The sequence below is a fragment of the Butyrivibrio sp. M55 genome (assembly GCF_900116865.1).
Taxonomy (GTDB): Bacteria; Bacillota; Clostridia; order Lachnospirales; family Lachnospiraceae; genus Butyrivibrio.
This window is the reverse complement of sequence record NZ_FPCD01000018.1, coordinates 18,482-40,582: the sequence shown is the minus strand read 5'-3', so window position 1 is coordinate 40,582 and position 22,101 is coordinate 18,482. Positions and strand designations below refer to the sequence as shown.

At 36.4% G+C, this 22,101-nt stretch carries 20 protein-coding genes; all 20 read right to left on the bottom strand.

Annotated features, from left to right (window positions below; genetic code table 11):
* Positions 1-8: 8 nt before the first annotated feature.
* The gene (locus BM398_RS14665; RefSeq protein WP_242949826.1) at positions 9-1,217 is read right to left on the bottom strand and encodes a restriction endonuclease subunit S; all 1,209 of its coding nucleotides are present in this window, start codon (positions 1,215-1,217) and stop codon (positions 9-11) included.
* Entirely contained in the window at positions 1,217-2,815 is a 1,599-nt protein-coding gene (locus BM398_RS14660; RefSeq protein WP_092338679.1) for a type I restriction-modification system subunit M, read from the bottom strand. Before BM398_RS14660 ends, BM398_RS14665 begins: the two co-directional genes overlap by 1 nt.
* Before the next feature lie 170 nt (positions 2,816-2,985).
* Entirely contained in the window at positions 2,986-3,360 is a 375-nt protein-coding gene (locus tag BM398_RS14655; RefSeq protein WP_092338677.1) for a hypothetical protein, read from the bottom strand.
* A 128-nt stretch (positions 3,361-3,488) separates the two neighbouring features.
* On the bottom strand, positions 3,489-3,851 hold the full coding sequence (locus BM398_RS14650; RefSeq protein ID WP_092338675.1) for a hypothetical protein: 363 nt from the start codon (positions 3,849-3,851) through the stop codon (positions 3,489-3,491).
* Positions 3,852-3,913: 62 nt separating this feature from the next.
* On the bottom strand, positions 3,914-4,207 hold the full coding sequence (locus BM398_RS14645; protein WP_092338673.1) for a hypothetical protein: 294 nt from the start codon (positions 4,205-4,207) through the stop codon (positions 3,914-3,916).
* A 14-nt stretch (positions 4,208-4,221) separates the two neighbouring features.
* A complete protein-coding gene (locus BM398_RS14640) occupies positions 4,222-4,536 on the bottom strand; it encodes a hypothetical protein (protein WP_092338671.1) in 315 nt (104 codons plus the stop codon).
* A 167-nt stretch (positions 4,537-4,703) separates the two neighbouring features.
* Entirely contained in the window at positions 4,704-4,898 is a 195-nt protein-coding gene (locus BM398_RS14635; RefSeq protein ID WP_092338669.1) for a hypothetical protein, read from the bottom strand.
* 35 nt (positions 4,899-4,933) lie between these two features.
* Positions 4,934-7,291, bottom strand: a complete 2,358-nt coding sequence (locus tag BM398_RS14630) for an LPD25 domain-containing protein (protein ID WP_092338667.1) — start codon at positions 7,289-7,291, stop codon at positions 4,934-4,936.
* A 15-nt stretch (positions 7,292-7,306) separates the two neighbouring features.
* Entirely contained in the window at positions 7,307-7,717 is a 411-nt protein-coding gene (locus BM398_RS14625; RefSeq protein WP_092338665.1) for a hypothetical protein, read from the bottom strand.
* A 181-nt stretch (positions 7,718-7,898) separates the two neighbouring features.
* Positions 7,899-8,366: a hypothetical protein gene (locus tag BM398_RS14620; protein ID WP_092338663.1), complete on the bottom strand. Its 468-nt coding sequence runs from the start codon at positions 8,364-8,366 to the stop codon at positions 7,899-7,901.
* A 20-nt stretch (positions 8,367-8,386) separates the two neighbouring features.
* Positions 8,387-10,723, bottom strand: a complete 2,337-nt coding sequence (locus BM398_RS14615; protein ID WP_175531970.1) for a DNA topoisomerase — start codon at positions 10,721-10,723, stop codon at positions 8,387-8,389.
* Between the two features lie 103 nt (positions 10,724-10,826).
* A complete protein-coding gene (locus BM398_RS14610; protein WP_092338659.1) occupies positions 10,827-11,240 on the bottom strand; it encodes a hypothetical protein in 414 nt (137 codons plus the stop codon).
* A 107-nt stretch (positions 11,241-11,347) separates the two neighbouring features.
* Complete coding sequence (locus BM398_RS14605) at positions 11,348-12,520, bottom strand: hypothetical protein (RefSeq protein ID WP_092338657.1); 1,173 nt, start codon at positions 12,518-12,520, stop codon at positions 11,348-11,350.
* A 26-nt stretch (positions 12,521-12,546) separates the two neighbouring features.
* Entirely contained in the window at positions 12,547-12,936 is a 390-nt protein-coding gene (locus BM398_RS14600; protein WP_092338655.1) for a GntR family transcriptional regulator, read from the bottom strand.
* A gap of 13 nt (positions 12,937-12,949) precedes the next feature.
* The gene (locus BM398_RS14595) at positions 12,950-13,279 is read right to left on the bottom strand and encodes a hypothetical protein (protein ID WP_092338653.1); all 330 of its coding nucleotides are present in this window, start codon (positions 13,277-13,279) and stop codon (positions 12,950-12,952) included.
* 21 nt (positions 13,280-13,300) lie between these two features.
* Positions 13,301-14,518, bottom strand: a complete 1,218-nt coding sequence (locus tag BM398_RS14590) for a hypothetical protein (RefSeq protein WP_092338651.1) — start codon at positions 14,516-14,518, stop codon at positions 13,301-13,303.
* A gap of 281 nt (positions 14,519-14,799) precedes the next feature.
* Complete coding sequence (locus BM398_RS14580) at positions 14,800-17,517, bottom strand: CHAP domain-containing protein (RefSeq protein WP_092338646.1); 2,718 nt, start codon at positions 17,515-17,517, stop codon at positions 14,800-14,802.
* A gap of 47 nt (positions 17,518-17,564) precedes the next feature.
* Positions 17,565-20,834 (bottom strand): VirB4-like conjugal transfer ATPase, CD1110 family, encoded by a 3,270-nt coding sequence (locus tag BM398_RS14575; RefSeq protein ID WP_092338644.1) that lies wholly within the window; start codon positions 20,832-20,834, stop codon positions 17,565-17,567.
* Positions 20,835-20,857: 23 nt separating this feature from the next.
* On the bottom strand, positions 20,858-21,724 hold the full coding sequence (locus BM398_RS14570) for a VirB6/TrbL-like conjugal transfer protein, CD1112 family (protein WP_092338642.1): 867 nt from the start codon (positions 21,722-21,724) through the stop codon (positions 20,858-20,860).
* Positions 21,725-21,756: 32 nt separating this feature from the next.
* The gene (locus BM398_RS14565) at positions 21,757-22,074 is read right to left on the bottom strand and encodes a hypothetical protein (RefSeq protein ID WP_092338640.1); all 318 of its coding nucleotides are present in this window, start codon (positions 22,072-22,074) and stop codon (positions 21,757-21,759) included.
* Positions 22,075-22,101 lie beyond the last annotated feature (27 nt).

Here is a 22,101-nt window from a genome sequence, read left to right as displayed (position 1 = left end):
TCCTCTATTCATTCATGTTCACAGAACATATTTTGTAATAGATATTTCTTTAATGTTTTTAATTCAATACATTTTCTTTGAAGAACACTGATGTATTCATCAATGCATCTTAAAAATTTATATATCTTTTTTTGCTCTTCTACTGAAGGCAACATACAATTTACATGAATAAATGAGTTCCAATATAATCGCTTTCTGAAATCCCTTATTCCATAGGACAGGTTATTTATTTCTGCAATAGCTTCACTTCTGCGTAGAGCATAGTCCATAAATAAAGGATACACTTTCTCGTTTGGAACTGCGGAAATGTACGCAGGGCTAATCATTCCTTCACATTTTGCTACACCAATAGCACCTTGCCATGCACGCATCATATTAAAAATAAGATCTCCGGTATATACATGTTTATATGTGGACTTATCTTCACTTCTCTTTACCGTTTTTCCCAATTCTTCTTCATTTAATTCACCATCAGAGACTCCGGAATGGATTGATACAGACAAAATTTGAAGAGAATTATTTCCACGCTCATTTCTTTCAGTATAAAGATCTCCCAATTTGTATTTCGTCCAGGTATCCGAAAATCCTTTAAAACGTATTTCGGGTTCTTTTTCTCTATTCTTGGGAAACATTTTTTGTAGCATGGATTTTTTTATTTCTTTCATCTCATCGCACTTACGTTGATGAAGGGTGATAAGGTTGTCGAGGCTTTCAAAATACCTACCTATCGCCTCCTGTTCCTCGATACTTGGAGCAATGGAAATCATACATTTTCCAATCTCATCTTTGTTTATTTTCTTTGGGTAAGCAGTATGAAGAGTTCGTAGCCATAATTCATTTTGAAAAGCTGGAGCAGATATATTTGCCTTTAAAAATTCCGAATTCATGCCCTTGTTCTTTAACAATGCTAAACTCACATAATATGCCAGTGGTTCTGCACTTTTAACAATACTAGCTGTCCCTATATCACCTATTCTTGTCATCAAAATATCACCCTGCTCAGGCACAACAGAATAGTTCTTTTCATAGTCCTCTTCCGATATATATTTCTCAGATGTGAGAGTCTGAATATCTTCCACAGAAACAAACATTACTCCGTGGTCTTGATAGTTTGGAGTTTGATGTGTGCCGTCATATACTCCTACTACATCTTCTAACTTACGCTGTTCCCAATCGTCATTAAATCCTGCGAATCTAATATCAGGTTTTTGTGCCACTATAAACCCTCCTTAAGTACATTCATAAGCTCAGTCATGGCATTTTTTGTCTCATCATTTGCAAATGTCAGCTCACCCATCATATTAAGTAAAGACATATTTGCTTCTTTTATCTCTTCGTTTGTACTATTTAGCTCTAATGTAAGAGCCTTAAGGTCAATCTCCTCTTCTTCTTCGCTGGTATCAACATATCTTGGGATATTAAGATTGAAGTCATTGTTTTTTATATCGTCATAAGAAGCAAGAAAAGCTTCTTTTTCAACACTCTGCCTGTTCCTATAAAGCTCAAGAACATGATCTATATGCTCTTCATTCATTACATTCTGCTTCTTTTCTTTCTCAAACTGATTAGAAGCATCAATAAAGAGAACATCTCTTCCTTCTCTGTGCTTTTTAAGAACAATGATGCACGTAGGGATCGAAGTGTTGTAGAACATATTTGCAGGAAGTCCTATAACTGCATAGATAGAACCATTTTCAAGAAGAATCTTTCTTATTGTTCCTTCTGAAGCGCCTCTAAAGAGAACCCCGTGAGGAAGTACGATAGCCATAGTGCCATTAGGCTTTAAATGGTAAAAGCCATGTAAAAGAAAGGCATAATCTGCCTTAGATTTAGGTGCAAGAGCGCCTCCATAGTCCATGAATCTTTCATCCTGCTTAAAGCCATCGGCTGCAGACCACTTTGCAGAGTAGGGCGGATTCATGGTAACTACATCAAATTCAGTCTCTTCATCTGTAGGCCAGTCGGCATCAAGAGTATCTGCATTTCTAAGGTGCTGGTTTTCCGGCATTACTCCGTGAAGAAACATATTCATCCTTGCAAGGTTATATGTTGAGGGCATGAGCTCCTGTCCATAATATTTTATATAGTCAGGCTCTTTTGAATAATGCATGCAGCTAAGCATAAGTGAACCCGATCCCATGCATGGATCGTATACCTGTAAGCCTTTCTTTTCTTCCTGTCCTATCATCGCGATCCTACAAAGAATCTGTGCAGGTCCGTGAGGTGTGTAGAACTCTCCTGCTTTCTTTCCTGTTTCTGAAGCAAACTGACCGATAAGGTATTCATATGCATTTCCAAGCACATCGCCCTTAGTATTTACAAGGTCAGCATCTTCAAGAACCTTAATTAGTTCAGCAATTGTCGCACTCTGCTTCTGATCTCCGGCACCAAGCCTGTTAGAATAAAGGTCAACATCAGCAAATAAGCTGTTAAACAGTTCATCTGACTCCTGAATACGATTGAACGCTGCCTGCAGCTTTTCTCTGTTAAATCTGTTATCTTTAGCTTGCTTTAAGATACTTATATATGTCATATCGGGTTCAAGTGTATAGTGAAGAGAATCTTTAAGCTCGCTCAAAAGATCATCCCTGTCAGAGCTATTCATAGCTTCTTCATAGACCTTCTGCGCTTCAAAAAGATTTTCCGGCTGCTCATCATTTAATAGATCATATACTTTAAAAAGATAGGAATCGGATAAATACTTGTAGAATACAAGCCCCAATAGATATGTTTTGTACTCATTTGCATCCATTTTGCCTCTGAGTACATCCGCACCGCTCCAAAGGACGGTTAATAAATCTTTGCTTTCTGCCATTTTTTATTATTCCTCTCATAATATTTTTATATGCAAAATTAAGACAACGTAATTCTGTTTTAATTTAGATATGCTCTATTATACTGCATCTTAGAGTCGTTTGGTTTCCTTTTTGCATATCAAAAAAAAGCTCTCCGCTATTTGATAACGAAAAGCTCCTAAGTATCTATTTAAAGTATTTTATTCCACTGCTCCATCTCTGTAAGAACGGCTAAAACAGTTGCTTTTTCAAAGAAGGGCTCGTCTTGGCGATATTTCTTTAATATCTGCCTCCTTTCCTCTTCCATATCTTCCCATTCCTTATCTGTATACTCATCCCGGTTATATAGAATCTCCAAAGGCTCCGTTAATTCTATAAGGGCATTGGGACAATAGTAGTCAACGATAGGAATATAGTTAACTCCCATAAGCTTTGAACCGGGCGCTCTTACAATGTTAATAATGCTGGAAGTATCTAATAAACCTTCAGCTACATCAGACTTTAGCTCCATAATAAGTTCCGAATAATCATAACTTACATTCATACCATCAATTTTGTATGCCATAATATCCCTCCCAAACAATATAATTATACTATAGATTGGTAAGCGTCAAATAATCCGCCTACCTTGTAACCTTCTCTCCATCAGAAAAGGACTTTGACCAGAAGTCAAAGTTCCTCTTTTATATATAATTATTTTAAAATCCCCAAAAATTCAATAGTTTCAAAGATTTTATCAAATAGCAATCGTAAAATGATTGCAAACACGAATATATGCATGAACATTTCTGCATTGTGTTTGTAAGTGGAAGGCATATTTTTAAATGCCTTATTTATCATTTTTAATATGTAAGCAGCTGTCTCATTTATATCAAGATCACCGTAAGAGTTGAATTTTGCATAATCATCTAATCTTATTGTTAATAAGGTATGATCTATAGCTCTGGTTATACACAACTTATTTTCTTGCCTGTCTTCTTCATTTTGATAGAAAACATATCTATTATTTTTCAATTTTAGAGTTTCTATTATTCTTTGAGCAGCTTGTACAGTCATAAATCATGATCCTCTATTATTAAAATAAATCAATTATCAAGTAACTTTCTTTGCATTTACGATCATTCCACTTCGTCTTCAGGAACTTCATCCACATTGGTCTCATATGAATATGCCACTTCTAATGGAACAAGTGTAATGAGATAATTCACCTGTTCTTCTGATAATGACTCAATCTTATCAGATACACTTTTAAGAAGGTCTCTATAGCCTGAAAGAGTATCTTCTTCGCTATCATTAGCCTCATACTGCAGGGCCAGATCATCTAAGATCTCTTTTTTTGTCATTCCGGTTACGATGGTGTCATTAAGAATCTGTCTTTCTTCCGTAATAAATAAATTTTCTACTGAATCCATAGTCATTTCCTTTCTTACGCTTCATAAAAGGAGCGCACAAACACTGTAGTTGCTAATCTTGTTGATATCTTATTACGGAGTATAACACCGCTTTCACTTAAAGATTTGAGCGCTTTTTCAGCCATTCTGCCGGATAGCTCCGCCATTTCACCCATCTTCAATACAGGAAGATTGATTAACAGTCCATCTTCTGTTTCCTCACCGTGAGTAAGAGCATAATCAAGGATCCGGATATAAAATAGTTTTGCTGAATAGCTGAGCGTAACATTGTGTTCAGAGGCTGCTTTTTGTAAGCGCTTGAATAAATCGTTGTTTGAAATTCTTTTCATAATCTCTCTCTCGCCTGACTGATTTGTACTGCAATTCGAAATTAATCCTTATTTTTCACTTATAAACGGTTCATTCTTTACTCTATTATTATAGCACATAGTACACACAACGTCAAAATAAAATTTTTAAGGCAAAATAATAGACGGGAAAATCCCGCCTACTACCTTTAATATGCTGTTTTTGTATCTTCAATCCTAACGCCATACTGCTTTCTAAGAGAAGATATCTTTTTTCTTCGCTCCATTTCTTCAGGGCCAGGTGTCCTACAAAGAACCAGTTTAGGAATCTGGAACTCATCCTGTTCTATAGTGCTGTTGTCCGTTACGTTCTCATTTTGCAATACTTTTTTAAAAATCCCCATGGTTTCTCTCCTTTTATAAATGAACATCTCCCCCGTTATCTGTTATGTTCATTACGCGTTTCTGCTTCTAGCTCACTTTTACCTCTTTCTAAGCTATCAGAGCTTTGCTCCAATGCTTGTTTTTCATTGTTTATTGCTGATTTCCATTCTTCTGCAGACTGTTGATTCTTAAGTATATTTTCTTTATCTGCAGGTATATCTATTGCCTCTGCTTTGGGCTCTGTATATATCTTATCCTTAACAGAAGTTTCTTTTATAGCCTGTTCCCATTTTTCGGTGATAAGTCTTGCCTTAGCCGATGAAAACTTGCTTAAAAAGTCTTTAAATGAAGTCTGATAGCCATCTCCTATATCCATCCTGTCTGTAAGCGGTAATAGATTCTTACCGGAAGCATCAAATATTGTGAAATCACATTTCGTGTAAGGTATGTAGTCACTTGTTGCTTCCTGCATGTCTTTGATCTGTTTTTCTGCCTGTCTTGATATAGTCTCCGCATTCCTTGGATGTAATAACTGCCCGGCTTCAAATATCGGATTATTAAACCATTGCTCACAGTAGTTGATCTCAATAAATATGTTTGATTTAGCAATCACGCTATCAATTTTTGAAGCTCTCTTTGCTACTATTTCTGCAAATTTTGCAGGATCTGTATCAAGCAGCTTTCCATAATTATTTGATATATATTTGCTTCTTGCAATATATGCAAGCTGCATCCTTGAAAGATCCTTTAAAACAGGATAACTCTTTGCAAGATCTCTAAGAACTGTCATAGGCTTGAGCTTGAATTCTTCAACCCTATTTATCTGTTTTTTTGATGCTATATCAATAAACTGATTAGATAGCTCATCAATCTTCATTGAGTACTGATTCAGCCTTATAAGAGTACTATCCAATGTCTTTAGTATGGAATCCTGATCAGATCGATTCGTTGCAGCTTTAAGTTCCGATACTTTATTGTATATAAGCTCAAGATCTTGTTGCTGTAATTTTACTATAGCTGCCTGTCCTTTGATGATTGCAGTAAGCTCCGGATTATTCTTGTTATCAATAAGCATCTTAGGAAGCTCATACTTGATCTCATCTACTCTTTTCTGAACGTCTACTGTTTTATCTACATACTCTTGAGATAGCTTTTCCAAATGGTCAGGCATGATCGGATTATCTTTTTTAGTAAGATCACGATTATACCCGAGCCTATCAAGCTCTGTAGTTATTTCGTTAGTCATCCTTCTGGATTCGTTATATATGACTTCCAGATTATTCTTAAGCTCCTTAAAATCGAGATCTTGTTGCCAAGAAGCAAGATATATGAAACTCTTAGTATCTATATCTATCCCAAATTGACTTGCAATTGAATAGGCTATAGCTTCTGCGTGAATTTCTCTTACATGTCTATCATATAAATTTGCTTTTTCTTCTGTTCCATGAAGATTGGCATGTGCTATTTCATGTATAAAATCTGGAATAACCTGTGTCTTATTGCTTAATTCTGCAGGAATTACAATGTATCCTTTTCCAAGATTTCTTATATCATTTTCTCTTTCAAAATAAGCTTTAATTCCAGACGCTAATTGAGGATCAGTTACTTTTGGTACTTCATAAACAGGAACACCATTTTTTTCACATACATTCTTTAATGCCTGATAAAGTATTTCTGCTTTGTCAGCATCTATGGGCTTTATACTTAAATCAATATCGGTAGTAAATTTCTTTATACGCTCATCGGTATTTTTTACCCTGTATTCTCCGCGTAATGATCTGACAGGCTTTCCATGCTCATTTAACGCAAGATCTTCTTTTTTAAACTTACCTTCTTTAAGCCATAGATACTGAGGAATATGACACTGTGATATGTCAAATACAGTTGCATGTGTATACCTCTGAACAAACTTATTCAAAACACGCTGCTTTATGTACATTCCTAACTGTTCTTCTGTAAGAACTGATCTATACTGGCCATTTACGACTAGACCATAATTGCCTGGAATATTCCTGTTCAAGGCTATTTTTTGACTTCCGCTGGCATTTAGATCATGATAAACAATCTCTTCTGACTTATTTGCATCAAGCTTTTTATTGAGACTGTCTATTACATAACGCAAAAAATCACCCTGCTTTTTTTCATAAGCTTTAACAGGAACAAGTATCTTAATTCCCTTTTCGCCTTTGTTGACCTGTCTTCCTAAGTCTTTCCATTGTTCATATCCAAACAAGTAAGTCGCATTAGGATTCTGCTTATGAATAAGCATTGCGTTATTCATGGAATAATAATGCGAATAATAACATGAAGTGGTATTAAGCCAGTTCTTAAAGTTTTCGTCTGTAAAAACATTGATTATTCCATCTTTTATCTTCTCATATAATTCATTTTTTGATTCATTTTCACTCGCCATATGTTCCCTCTTAACTTATCGTGAATGCACTACTTCGCTTTTTTCAGGTGCCTTTATGCTTTCTGCAGGTCTTGTGCAATCCTTTGTCTCTGTACTTGCAAGATAACTTGCACGATCTTCAGCAATCTCTTTTTTTAACTCTTCCATGTTGGAAAAACGGATCTCTCTTTCAAGAGGATTTTCATAACCATCATCAATAAGTCCGGTTTGAGTCCTTCTTGTATATTCAAGATCATGGATCCTTTTGCGAAGTTCTTTTGCTTTTTCTATGCTTATAAGCCTAAGTCGCTGAGCAAATTGAACATTGGCGTTAAACCTTGCCATATCATCTTTGCTTGGCATTTCACGCTTGCTTTCAAGCTGTGTAATATCCTTTTCAAGCTCTACATAGGCATTTTTCTTGTAGTTGTCGTTAAATACTCCCATAAAGCTGTACCTTTATAAAAAAAACACGTCCTCACCGTGAGGACGTGGCTAAAATCGAGTTAGTAAAATTAGTGTAATGCGTTGCCATCACACTAAAATTATAACACATGAAAACGCTCTAATGTAGAGTATATCTATAAAATCGCTATATTGAACATTTAGTAATATTGAATTGTAAATTTTAATTAATTCCACGCCAATCTAAATATGTGAACATGCTATCGTAGTTTCCCCACGCATATAAGATATAATAGTTGTCGGAATCAATAGTAGTCTCAAAAGAATTGTCCTGATGAAGAGATAACTTGTCTTGTTTTATTTCACTATCATATTGATGCTCAACTCTATAGCAAGCATTATCATCTCTATACTGCGCATAATACTCATCTAATTCCTCTAAAGATAAGTCGCTCTTAAGTAAAAGCGCTCCGAAGTACTGAACCCCATCACCGTTTCCGCAAAGTCTGTCAGCTATTGCCTTTTCTTCAACTACAACCGTGCCTGCAGGTAAAGGGATTTGCTTTAGTTCTTTAACGACATCACGGGAAACTTTATCATTAATCGGACAGGAAATCTTAAATAACAAAACTATAACAGCTATGAATATGAGCGGTGAAAACTTTAATATTTTTATAAATGTACGCTTCATCTATATTTCTCCCGATTTATTTAAAACGAGTGCTTCTTAACAGCCTTTTTCTTATTGGCAAACTCTACATCGATTGATGTGCCGGGAATCCCGTCCCTATTTGTCTTAGAAAAGCTAAAGACTGCCTTATATGTTCCTTCTCCTGTCTTTTTCTTGCAGGTTTTAGTAATAGATTTTGCCGTAATAAGCTTTATCGCTTCTTTCTCTGTAATGCTCTTACCTATTCTTGTGATAAATACAGGCGAATCAACAGAGAACATAAAGCCGCACGGATCATCTTTATCAAACTTGTTTGAGCAATAAAAAAGAGTGGCTCCTGTCTTCTTGCTCTTTCCTTTAAGTACATCCCTTCCGCAGAACGGACATTTTCCTACAGGATCCCTTGAATCCCTAAAATCAATAGAAAGAGTGCTGTTCTTTATCTCTTGTGTCTTATCTTTTATGAATGGAATAAACTCCTTCATAAAGTCATTTTCATCAGCTTTTCCGTCAGCTATAAGAGCTATCTTATTCTCCCAGTCTGCCGTGAGCTTTGGTGATGTAAGTTCAACCGGAAGAGCTCTTATTATCTTAAGTCCTTTTTTTGTAGGAATAATGTAATTTGTCTTCCCCTTCTTCAAGGTCTCACAGTACTTCTTTTCAAAGAGAACTTTTATTATCTCAGCTCTTGTAGCCTGAGTACCGATACCGCGTCCTTTTAAGATCTCGCCGCCTTCAATAGACGCTCCTGCATTTTCCATAGCCGTAAGAAGTGTAGCTTCAGTATGAAGCTTTGGAGGCGTAGTCTTTTTGGAAACGGTCACGCAGTCTTTTATCTCTACCTGCATTCCCTTTTTTATATCCGGAAAAAGCTGTTCTTCAGATGAATCTTCATCTTCCTCATCTATACTTCCGATGATTCCTTTCTGAACACCTTTCCAGCCTTCTTTAACAGTCCGCTTTCCGCTTGCAGTAAACCTTATATCATCAAGGAATGTGACTTCTACAGACGTCTGCAGGTAAAAATACGGCTGTGAAAAAGCAACTATCATACGTGTAAGAACAAGATCAAGAATGTTCCTCATCTTTTCTGCAGAAACACCTTTCCTTTTTTCTTCGTCTGTAGGGATGAGCTTTTCAAGGTCAAAACCTTCTATGTTTTCAGTGCAGATAAGAGCATGGTGATCAGTTACTTTTGAATCATCTACTATTCTCTTATCTATGTTCAGTCCTTCAGAAAGTAGACCGTCACTATATTTCCTGTACTTTGGGAGTGTTGAGATCTGCTTTATCCTATCAGCCATATAAGGCTCAAGATCACTTGTAATATAACGGCTGTCTGTCCTTGGATAACTAAGAACTTTCTGAGTCTCATATAAAGCCTGAGCTGTAGCAAGTGTTTCAGCTGCAGTATATCCGTACTTTCTGTTGGCATCTCTTTCAAGCTCAGTAATGTCATAAAGCTGCGGCCTGTTTGTCGCTTTCTTTTCTGTCTTAAGCTCCGTTACGGTGCCATATTTGCTTGCCCTTATTGCAGCGCATTTATTATCTACAACAAATTTTGTTATTACCCTGTTTTCGCTGTCCTTAACGTCTGATGCAAAAATACCATCTACATCCTTATTCCAGAATACAGAAAAACCATCAAGATCTGCTCTCATGGTATAGAAGTCTTTCTTCTTAAAATTTGTCACATCGATGTATCTTTTAACAATAAAGAAAAGTGTAGGACTCTGCACCCTTCCAACACTGAAATTCGTATTGTACTTTAGTGACCCGGCTCTACTTAGTGACATGCCAATTATCCAGTCTGCTTTTTTCTTGCAGTATTCGCCCTTTATTATGTTCTTATAATTATCTATAGGCTTTAGATTATTCATGGCAGAAAGAATAGCTTCTTTTGTCATAGATGTTGCACAGAACCTTCTTACCGGCTTTTTACATCCTGCTTTTTCTCTAATAAACCATTGCAGAATATGTCCTTCAGGTCCCATATCGCCGCAGTCAATAATCTCATCTGTTTCATCAGAAAGCATAAGATCTTTTACTATCTTAAATTGATCCCTTGTTGGCTCTAGTACTTTGAGCTTAAATTCCTTGGGAATAATAGGGAGTTCGCTCCATGCCTTTTCTTCGTTGCCATCCTCATAGATTTCTTTTTGCTCCATGTACCCATAACTTTCAGGCTCTTCAAGCCCTACGAGATGACCTACAGCCCAAGTAACTCTATATCCATTTCCTTCATAGTAACCATTCTTCTTAGTAGTAGCCCCGATTACTTTCGCGATATCTTTGGCAACCGAGGGCTTTTCCGCCGTACACAACTTATAATGAGTAGAATGATATATTGAGTGAGTGTCATTTTCTATTGATTTCATGAGGTTTTCCTTTCCGTTACTTAACATAATAATCTACTTACATTAAAAAGCAGTTTTATGAAGTGAATCTAAATCAACTACTCAAACAAATGCAGCATCGTAATTAGTCATAATAGCATCGATGCCCCATAGGATCATTTTGATTAGCAAAACATTCGTAATTATTCAATATAAATTCTTGTGCTTCAATTGCTGAAATAATGTGCTGTGAGCCATCAAGAGGATTTAGCATGGCATTTTTTATTTGAAATATGTTTTCTGTATAATCTCGAGTTTCACCATCATCAGTAATTTGAACTACTCTATAACCACTATTTCTATCTAAGGAAATGCCAAATTTATAGCGCTGAGATAGCGGGATTTCGATGTTTATTGTGATTTGTGGCTGATATTTTGCCCCCTTATAGAATATTAGATCATCTTTGGTGTTGTACTGCCCCAACAAAGTAAATCCAATAAGATTGTCAGCATCTACTGACTGTAATTCTTTTTTAGAATCAATATTTAAACAATTCATAATTTATACCCCATAATAAATACTAAAAAAATAAGGTGCATGATAACCACCATGCACCTATAAACTCCTCACCGTGAGGAAAAAATATTTACTGATCAGTGTAGCTTTTATGCTACGCTTTTCTTATTTTTTGCAGAAAAAAGTCCGCCTTTATTATGTCCGGTTTTCTTTCTGGCATCTTTAATAGCTTTAACAGCTTCAAGCTCCTTGTTGTGATCTTCTAAAATTGTCTTCCTGAAGCCGTTGAGTTCATCAAGCTTTTTATCGCATTCTTCAATCTGCTTTTCAATCCTTACAATATTGGTGCTTGTATATGCTTTTTCTTCCTCAGTAACATCGATAGAAGCCTTACGCTTTATGTTTGCAAGTTCTACCTGATAATTTTGCTTTGTCTCTTGGATAAGAAGCTGCTTTACAACGTTGTAAGCTTCAATAAACTTATACTGCTCAAGCTTGTTTTTTCTGATCTCGATTACCTGCTCATATAATGCAGGATCATTCATTCTAAGTTCATCAAGTTTGCTTTCATCAGAACTGTTAAACAAGATAAGGAGCTGCTCTGTTACTGCGATCTCTTTTTTCTTTTTGACTTTCATATCCCAAAAACTAAGCTTTGTGAATGCAGTCTGATCTTTGCAGTAAAATCCGAGTTTCTTAAGCCTATTTCTAAGCCCTGAAATATTAAGAGGCTTATATGCCTTTTTCGTTGTAACAACAGTGCTTGTTGTAGCTTCAATCTTAGGAGCTTTCTCTGCGATCTCAGCAAGATTAAATCTTGTATCTTTTTCTGCAAAGAAACCGTCCTCAACAACTATCCTTTTAACAGCCTTTTTCTTCTTGTTAAAATCGTTTGCAAACTGTTCTGCAGTATAGCCCTTTCCGGTATCGGAAATATCCTTACCGTCCTGCCCTACAAAAGTAAATACCGTATCCTTATCTTCATTTCCTCCATCAAGATATACTACTCTTGCCTTGATGGTCTCCTTGTTTCTTGTGTAGGTCACGATATCCATATTGCGGACATCAAAAAGCTTCTTTCCTTTAACTGAGATAAAAGGGATCTTATCTCCCGGAACAAGCTCCGCTGAATCTACTCTCATTTCCTTCTCAGGAACATCTTCGTAGACCATCTTATACTTATTCCATTTTTCTTCGCTTTGAAGTATCGCCCTTATAAACTGGGTATCTCCTTCTTGCTCCAAAAATTTATATACATCACCGGTATAAAGATTTACTAATTTACTTCCTTTGGCAAGTAAACCTATTAAATTTTTATCCATTAACTACCTCTATACTTTAGAGGCTATCATCCTTTAATATTCTCTTCTTTGAAAACCTCAGCAACAATAGCCTCAGGATCAAGTCCAAATCGTACTGCATATTCTATAACCCGTTTAAGCATCTTTTTACACTCAGAAGTGTGCTTCTGAACAAGTTTCCCTTTTACATAAGGCATAACAAAGAATCCAACTCCGGGCTTTTTTGTTATTATCTCATCTTTGCTCAAATTGGTTACAATTGCCTGTGCAGTAACTGTGCCAATTTTGTATGTTTCAGCCAATTCACGGATTGAGGGAAATTTTTCCCCAGGAGCTAACTCACCCGTGATAATTTTGAACTCTAGATTGTTTTGTATCTTATTTGCGACTGATCCATTACTGTTAACCTTACTAATGCTAGAATCCATATTTGACATGTATTAACTCCCCTTAGCTTTCCATGCTTTCCATAAATCCCAAATTCTGCTGTGGCGGAGTCTGACTAAACGACTGATGTGTCTGAGCTGGTTGTCTCGTTGAATATGCGCTTAAATCAATCCTGCCATCTCTTATGGCACTGAGGATAGCATCTACGTTGTAATTTTTAGCCGCAAGATCTTTCTTAAATGCTCCGAACTGTTCAGCATCCTGAGTAAGCTTTATTGTATTGATTTCGCTCTCAAGAGCCTTGATCTTGCCCTTTGTATCCTCTAGTATACCATACAGTTTTTCTAGTTTTGCCTGCTTTTTCTCGAGTAATTGACTGTAGTTATTTCCCATTTTATCAAACCCCTTTCTCTTTTATTTTTTCTCGTGAATATCATCTGTATAATTGTTCTTCTTTTTAAGATAGATTACATATCCAAGACCGCCAAGAAGAATGAATAATATCAAGATTGTAATGAGGTTAGAAGATAATATGTCTAAAGTATCCGACCATATTCCTTTATCTTCTTCCTTATTTACTTCCTTCTCCATTTCTTTCTGAATCTTCGCAATATCTTCCTGATCTTTCTTTTTTTGCTCCTCTATATTTTCATCTGTTTTTGGTTTATCTGCAGTACCGCCTACCTCATCTAAATAAGAACGATTATTTATGAAATTAAAAGGACTTCCATTAGCTGCAATATAATCAGCTTGCCAATGAAGTAACTTATCGTAAGCTGCAATGACTGTATCTGCGTTGTTCCACTGATCTATATCCTTACGACGTTCGAATGTACCCATCGGACATGCAGTATTGGCAACCATATCTTCATAGCTTAATTCATCAGGAAGGCCATTATAAATCTTATCTGCCATAAAAAGATAAGTTGTGATCCATAAAAATCTATCATAGTTAGACATTGCCTCAAATTCAGCAATCATTTCTTCTTTTGACTTATCTCCATTATCAACATATGTGGAGTATAATCTTGCAAACACATTTACGGTTCCGGGAACCCCGTACTTATGCAAAAATGATTCCCAAGTTGGATCATCTTTTATAAATGAGACATTATCCAAGAACTCTTTATATACACCCTCTGCATCTGCATTATCAGCTACTATATTTGCTGTAGCGTTAGCCTTTGTTGTCTCAACTTCCTGAGTTGCTGTTGTACCGTCGTCCGGTATTATTTCCCAATAAAAAGTAACCTCTCCTTTACTAGTAGCAGCAAAAGAAGTATCTATATCACTTCCAGCCATATAATCATGCAACTTATAGCCTTCTTTTAATCCGCTTATCGTGATGTTATATGTTGTAGGCGCCGGAACTGAAACTGCAGGTACATTACCTGTAGTACTTCCCCAACTAGCAGCTTTTTCAACTACAAATTCTTCAGATGCTTCGCCCATGATATCGTCCATCTTTACAGTGAAACTTGTCCCATCATAACTACCTGAAGAATCAATTACCATAAATTTTACTGTGCACTTTGATTTTAATTCTGATGCGTAAGTATTAACCGAAAAGAATGAAACAACACATGAGAACATCAACAAAAATCCAATAATACTTCTACTAATCTTTTTCATTTTTGCTCTCCTTTTTATCTACCAAATTTATCTGTAAATCTATGCTGAAGCTTATCAGGATGAGTCTGATGATTAAGCCCCTTCGTTCTTTGATCGTGATTTACCCCTTTGGAATAAGATCTTATATTCCCTGTTTGAGGTATGCCTATGGATAACCTTGAATTATCCTTCCCCTTTTTATTATCTGCATACATTTCTTTATATACCTTTAAATCCCTTCTCTTATAGAGTGCTATGATATGCGTGAATTCTATCACAGCGCCAAAGTAATACAATACAAATCAGTAATTCATCAGACCATATCCGTAAATAACCCGAGAATCAAGGTTATAAGATTTTATCTTACATTTATCTCCTGAATTTCCCTCAACTGTATATACCTTTTTATCATCACGCCCTATAACAATTCCTGTATGATCAGTATGTCCATCACATCCCCAGTCAAAATAAATAACATCACCGGGTGCAATCTCTGTAAAACTCCTATCAGCAAATCTTCCTTCTGATGAGAATGCATTTGCCATAGTCTGACAGTACGCATAATTAGATGATGTAGGATAGCTTCCACCGTATCCCGAATTTTGCATTACATAGTATACATAGCAAGCGCACCATGCAACTCGTTCTTCAAATCCTAAATACGACCAGAAAGGTTGTCCGCCAATATTTCCAACATACTGTTTTGCATATTCAACTATTTCAGTACATCCGGGACGACTTCCGTTTACCCACTGAACATTACTTAAATCTACAAGTGATAATCCACCAGAATAACCGCCTATTCCTGTCATTTTGGCCATTTGTTCAAAGATTTCATAATATGATTTAAGAAGAGATAATTGTTGATCTTCTTCAACAGACCTAGGAGAAATACTTTCAAGGTCGTCTATCGGATCAGTAAAATATTCTTGAACAAGTCCATATATACCGTCACAGTTAAGAGTGAATGTTGTAACTTTATGTTCTCCACAATCAATATGCCCATTACAAGCATCTTCGCAACCATCGCAATAGCTGGTATAGTTTAGTCCTGAAGCCTGATCAAATTCTGAGTGGCCAGGGCAGTAATGATAACAACATTTATCGCAGGTGTAGGAATCATGGTATTCCATAGGTTTGGGATTTGGACAATCATCATGGGCATGTATCGCACCACAAGAACCACAAATATCAACCTCACCTTCTCCGGTCTTAATATCCTGTCCGCAATACTCTGTGGTATCTGCCTGAACTACTGAAAACATCTTATCTATAATATGATCCAGTAATTCCTGAGCTTCAGCCTCCGAAGGACTATTCTCATATTTCATAAGAATAACTGCTTGAAAGAGTGGCTTTGCCATTTCAATAACTTCGTCATCCGACGGAAATACTGAACTTACTGCTTCATACGTATGATCTGTCACAAGACCACCTGCCTGTTCAGATGTATTGGCCCTAAATCTTACTATGTCATAAGTCCCCTCCGCATCTTTAAGCTTAGTCACAATAACATTTTTATATGCCGATGTCTTTGCCGGAATTCCTTTAGAAGCATCCTGAAGATATTTATCAATATTTACTTCTTCACCTGTATCTTTTTTATTGAAAATTCCACCAAAAACACTAAAAACACCCATTATAGGCGCTATAATGACATTGACTCCTATTACAAGTGCTAATATCACAACAAGTGGAACAACAAACTTTGAACCAAGTTTCTTAATCGCTTCAAGTAATAGATTAGCTACACCTTTAACACCCTTAGCTGTAGCTTTGCCAGCTTTTTGCCGTGCTTTTTTCCATGCCGCTTTAAGGCCATTGTTTTTGATAAACTTTATTCCTTTGTAAACGCCTGCTCCGGCTCTATAAGCACCTTTGCCAACATGAACAATGGTTTTTCCGCCAACTTGCGCAGTTTTAACTGTAACCTTAACTGCTTTATCAGCTACATTTGCTGCCTGATAAGCAGCTTCCATAGTTGTTCCTACTGCTTCTAATCCTAAATCTCCACTAGATCTTAAAGCTTTAGCTCCAAATCTCCATGTACCAATACTTCCTTTACCAAGGAACTTAAAAGTCTTAGGAAACGCTTTTACAAAAGTCCATCTAACTCCTGATAACGCTGTTTTTATTCCATTACGACCTAAACGTGAAGCTCCATATGCAAGTGCAGACGCTCCTTTTCCCACCGCATGCACAATCTGCTTTGACGTATATGCACCTGCAAAAACATTTCTAGTTACTTTCCCTGCGTAAAAAAGAGCTTTCCCTGTCTTAATTGTTCCCTTAGCTACTGTCTTTACGCCGTTTGCTCCAAAATCAACGACTTTTTTTGCATTTAAAATATTATGAGCAATCGCTGTTTGAGCTAACCCTGTTTCATTAGCATGAAGCTTTAAGATCTCATAAGCACTACCATCCAGCCTTGTGACATTAGCTCCGGCCCTCATAGTTTGAGCAAAATCTCCAACTGTTTTTACGCTTTTAACAGCAAAGTCTCCTGTAGCCGCAGCTGTCTTTATTCCTACATCTGCAACACCCTGCGCAGCTTTAAATCCTGTTATTCCTGCAACAGTAGTAGTAGCTAATCCTCCTACGCTTGCTGTACCAAGATCATCGCTTGACGATAACCTTGATACCTGGCTAATAGCTTTAATAGGATCATTCTTAAAATCATTCGAAAGACTCTTCTGCTTTAGTATTTTGGGCGTTGAGCTATCACTAGTAGTAATATGATTTGAATTATAGTAATTTACAGATGAAACAGTTCTAAGAACGGCCGAAGCCTGCACCTGCGAAGCTGTCTGAACATGATCTGTTCTTGTTTTTCTATTAACTTCATTATTCATTGCTCCAAGAGCATTTCGCAGTGATTCTTCATTTAATGAAGTTTTTGTTTTCCCTACAGATGGCTTTGAAGCAATAAAAGAAGCATTTACATGATTTGAAGTACCAACATAACTATTTCTTACTCGTGCGGCACCCGAAACATCATTTGTTTCTTTATACTTTGCCAATTCTAACTCCTTACATAAAAGTCCTCACCGTGAGGACGTTGAAAAACTTAGGATGCCTGTATTCCATATTTGTCTTTAAGCTCTTTTTCAATCTCTTTATCAGTTTTTTGCTCTGTAAAGTTGCTCTCTGAAATAAGCTTTTCAACATATTCAGCCATCTCTCTATCAGATTCTTCACCTTCACCAAACTTTGTTGAAAGAAGTTTATAGAGGTAACTGTCTTCAGGGAACTTGTCTTCAAATGGAACAAGTGTTGACTCTGCAAATAACAAACCGTTACCTGAATCAGCGTTAGTAACATATCCCATCTGTGACTCTGAAATATTAAGCATACCTGCAAGAACTCTTAAGTTCTCTGACTTTTGGTTAAGCATCATAATAAAGTCTGAGTTTGATAACATTCCTCTTGCCTGTTCCGATTGTAAAAGGTCCTCAATATCCTGAGTAATTCCGGTTATAACAAGACCATACTTACGTCCTCTCTTATAAAGCTGCTTTAAATAATCTGCTGAATAATAGCTTCTGAACATAACGTGAATCTCATCACAGTAACAATAGGTTCTTATGCCCTTGTTCTTATTTTCAACCATTCTGTTCCATATAAAGTCAAATACAATGATAAGCGCAATCTGCCTAAGCTGTTCTCCAAGATCTCTTACATTAAATACAACAAATCTGTTGTTTACATCAACGTTGGTCTTATGGGAGAACACATCCATTGATCCTCTTGTAAAGTACTCAACACCTTCAGCAACATAATGTGCATCTACGCTAAGTTCACCTTCCTCATCAAGTGCGTCCTGAAGAGTTAAAAGTGTAGGAAGATACTCCGGATCAAAATCATGATCAAGATATTCCGCATATGCTTTTCTTACACATCTATCAACGATAGTCTTCTGAGAAGGGGTGATCATTGAAGCTGAATCTGATCCGCCCATTGAAATCATTCTCTCAATAATAGATAAGATGTAATCTGACTTCTTCTTAAGTGCCTTCTCTTTCTTTGTACTAAGCGGTGTAAGCTCGACATCATCATCTTCATCAAGTCCATAGTTTTCATTCATATCCATAGGATTGATATAGAAATCTGAATCAGCTGATATCTTTATTACTGTTCCACCAAAACACTTACATATTGCTGAATATTCATTCTCAGGGTCTATTACAAGTATTCCGGTCTTATCATCATCAAGAAATACATTAAGCATTTCTCTCTTAACTGCAAATGATTTACCAGAACCGGAAGATCCAAGAATAAATCCTGAAGGAGTCTTCATCTCTGTTCTATTTACAATAACAAGGTTTTGAGAAATACTGTTTCTTCCGTAATAGAATCCACCGCTATGGAAGAGCTCCTGGTTTCTAAATGGCATGAATATTGAAGAAGCCTCAGTTGTAAGAGCTCTATCAACACACATATCATGTGGATGATAACCAAAAGGAAGTGTTACTCTCCATGCTTCTTCCTGCTGGATAGTAAGGCACTGTAGCTGACATGTATACTGTCTTGCTATACTCATTACATGATTACAGTTATCATCAAGCTCTTCTAAAGATTTACCATGTACCAGACATGTTATAGTAACGAAGAACATCTTCTGATTTTTATTAAGCATGTCATCATATAATTCTTCCGCCTGTACATGAGCATCCTTGATAGAATGAGGAATTGTTTCCGGAGAATAACCGGATTTAATCGCTCTCTTTTCTGCATCAATCTTATTTGCTTCAATACCTGTAAGCTGCTTCTTGACGATTCTAAGTCCTTTATCCTGTGCTACAGGCTGAATCGACAACGTTGTAGTAATAGGAAAATCCTGATCTACTAAAAGCGCAAAGAATTCATCCTGCAAAGATTTTGGAAGATTATTAAGATAGAGAACTCTGTAATACTCATCTTCAACCTGAATATGCTTTGTCCTAAACTCCATGTATTCAGGAGCAATATAATCTTTAGAAGAGATGCCCTGCTTCTTGATATAATCATAATCAATATGGAACTCGCCTTCTCTTCCTCTTCTGAACTTGTCATGGAAGAATGAAAGCCTTTCTGTTGTCGAAAGAACTCTTCCATCCGATCCTATCTTCTTAAGATTTTGAACAACTTCCGCATCAATCTTATGAAATCTGAGCAATGCCTCAATAGGTGAATCTGCATCAATAGTAACCGTTATATATTTCTGTAGATTCATATCGTTCTTACCAATGCTCATGGCTCTGGCAATAACCTTGTTATACTCAACTCTGTGACGGTCATTACCATCATTCTTCATCTGCTTAAAAACTCTTCTCTGTTGTTCTTTCTTAGACATTGTCCTGTTATCAATACAGATTTGGAATTTCATCTCATCAGAAAAATGATTAAAGAACTCTCCAAGTTTTACAAAAATATCAACCTGCTCATCTTGCTGAGCTGTCTTATAGTTAATATCCTTGATAGCATACATCTTGCTAAACTTATTAGGCTCTACCTCAAATAGTCCTTCATCATAATCAGCTATAAAAGGAATAGATTGTTGCACAGTCTTAGGAATAATTGTTGTGGCATGTCTACGCTTCTTGAGTACACTGTTCTTTTTTCTAAGTTGCTTTTTACCTCTTTCTATTTCCTGTTTACGAAGCTTAAGCTGTTCAGACTTATATTTTTTTAGGATTTCAAATTCCCTCTTGTTAGGTACATACTCAGGATTATCAATCTGTTTCTGCTCAATAGCCTTTGCTTTTTTTGCAAGTTTTGTTTCTGTTTTCTTTTTATTATTTTCGTCTTTATTCTTTTTATTATTTTTGTTATTTAAAGGATTCCTCACCGTGAGGATTTTTTCTTTATCTACATCATATGGAGCAGCTTCTTTGTCAACATCACTTGTATAAGTAGCCTCTCCATTTGCTTCCGCTTCCGCAAGTAAAAATGTTTTTTCCAACGCTAACTCCTCTTTGTATTTCTTGAACTTCTTTCTGTCTCTGCTTGATTTAGGTCTATCCTCAGCATCTGCCATATCCTGCCATGTACGAAAAGCATTTTCAGACTTATATTTCCTCTTAATAGGATAAAGAACCTGTGTTAAGAAGAATATCTTTGCCATTCTTTCCATAGGAACGCCATTGAACCTTATAAATCCAACAGACAATAATGGAAGTGCAATAAACATAATTGCCCAGCCAAGTATATCTTCAGGAATTACATCTTTTCCTTTCCAGTACAAAGGAACACATATAGCGCATGTTAAAATCGTACATATGAGCTGCCTAGCTGTAAGTCCAAATGCAAGCTTTTCTTTATATTTTCTTATTTCTTCGGGAATTCTTACTGCAATCATATAAATATCCTCCTTCCCCTAGATCAGCCTGCGTCTAAAACTGACTTAGCCCATTGTCCGCTCTTTGCACATGCCATAACGAGAACAATTCCACCTAAAAGCATGGAATAACATAAGTTAGACACATTTGTTGCCGGATCAGCTCCTCCAACATTTGCCGACATAGCTTCAACAGCTCCAGTCATAATTAAGCCAAATATCTTTATGCTGATAATAATCATTACGCCATGTAAACATACACCTATAAAGTTTAAGAAAAACTTTCTAGTGATTCTGCTATAGCCCCCACCTGACCCATCGCCTAATGGAAAAAAAGCACAAGGTAAAGGCGAAATACATAGCAAACAATAAAGCTCAAACATTCTTCCAAAAGCTATAACTTCAATTAGAAGACCGCAAACCTTTATGGCAATTAGCGGAATAAGTACAACTACAAGCAGAATCCACGGTTGAAAGAAATCGTGTACTCGATCAACCTCTGTTATCATAGGCGTTACTAAATCTTCTCCAATAGAAGAGCCTCCCGAATTACCAATTTTATTAATCCATAAAGAAGCTTGGTTATAACACGCTCTCAAAAAAGTGGGTGCTATATCAATCATTACTTTTGAAAGTGCCATTTTTATAGCAATCTTTAGTCCATGCTCCCACTTTATGATGTCTACTTTTGATGCAACCTGAGAAAGCTCAATAAGCAAACAGATACCAATCACTATATAGCAAAATGGCTTCAATGCTTGAGACATACTTATAACTCTATGCCATACAATAAATTCCTTAAAGAACTCTCCACCACCTGTTAAAACATCAATGGCATTTTGAACTAAAGTGTCAAAACTTGTAAATGCATCAGAAAGAAGGCTTTTTAACCAATCTTTTGCAATTTCCATTTATTACCTCTTATCTTTCTGAAAAAACGCTTTTATGCAAAGAACTGAGAAGTAAGTGCAGCGACTGCTATAACAATTCCACCCGCAATCATAGTACTAATACCGCGGCTCTTTCCATCTGCATCGTCATTCTTCCAACCAAGACCAAACATAATACCACCAACGAACATTACTACACCTCCAAGTCTTGTTGTCCAAGTCTGAATAAGGCCTGCAATTGTAGTCCAAAGCGCATCAGCAGCAAATACCTGCCCTGCAATCATAAATGTGCCAAATACACATATAGCGATTCTAGCTGCATTACGATTTAAAAACTCTCCAACTCTTTCCTTAACTGATACTCTTTTCATGTTTTTTCTCTCCTTTTTCATCAAAGA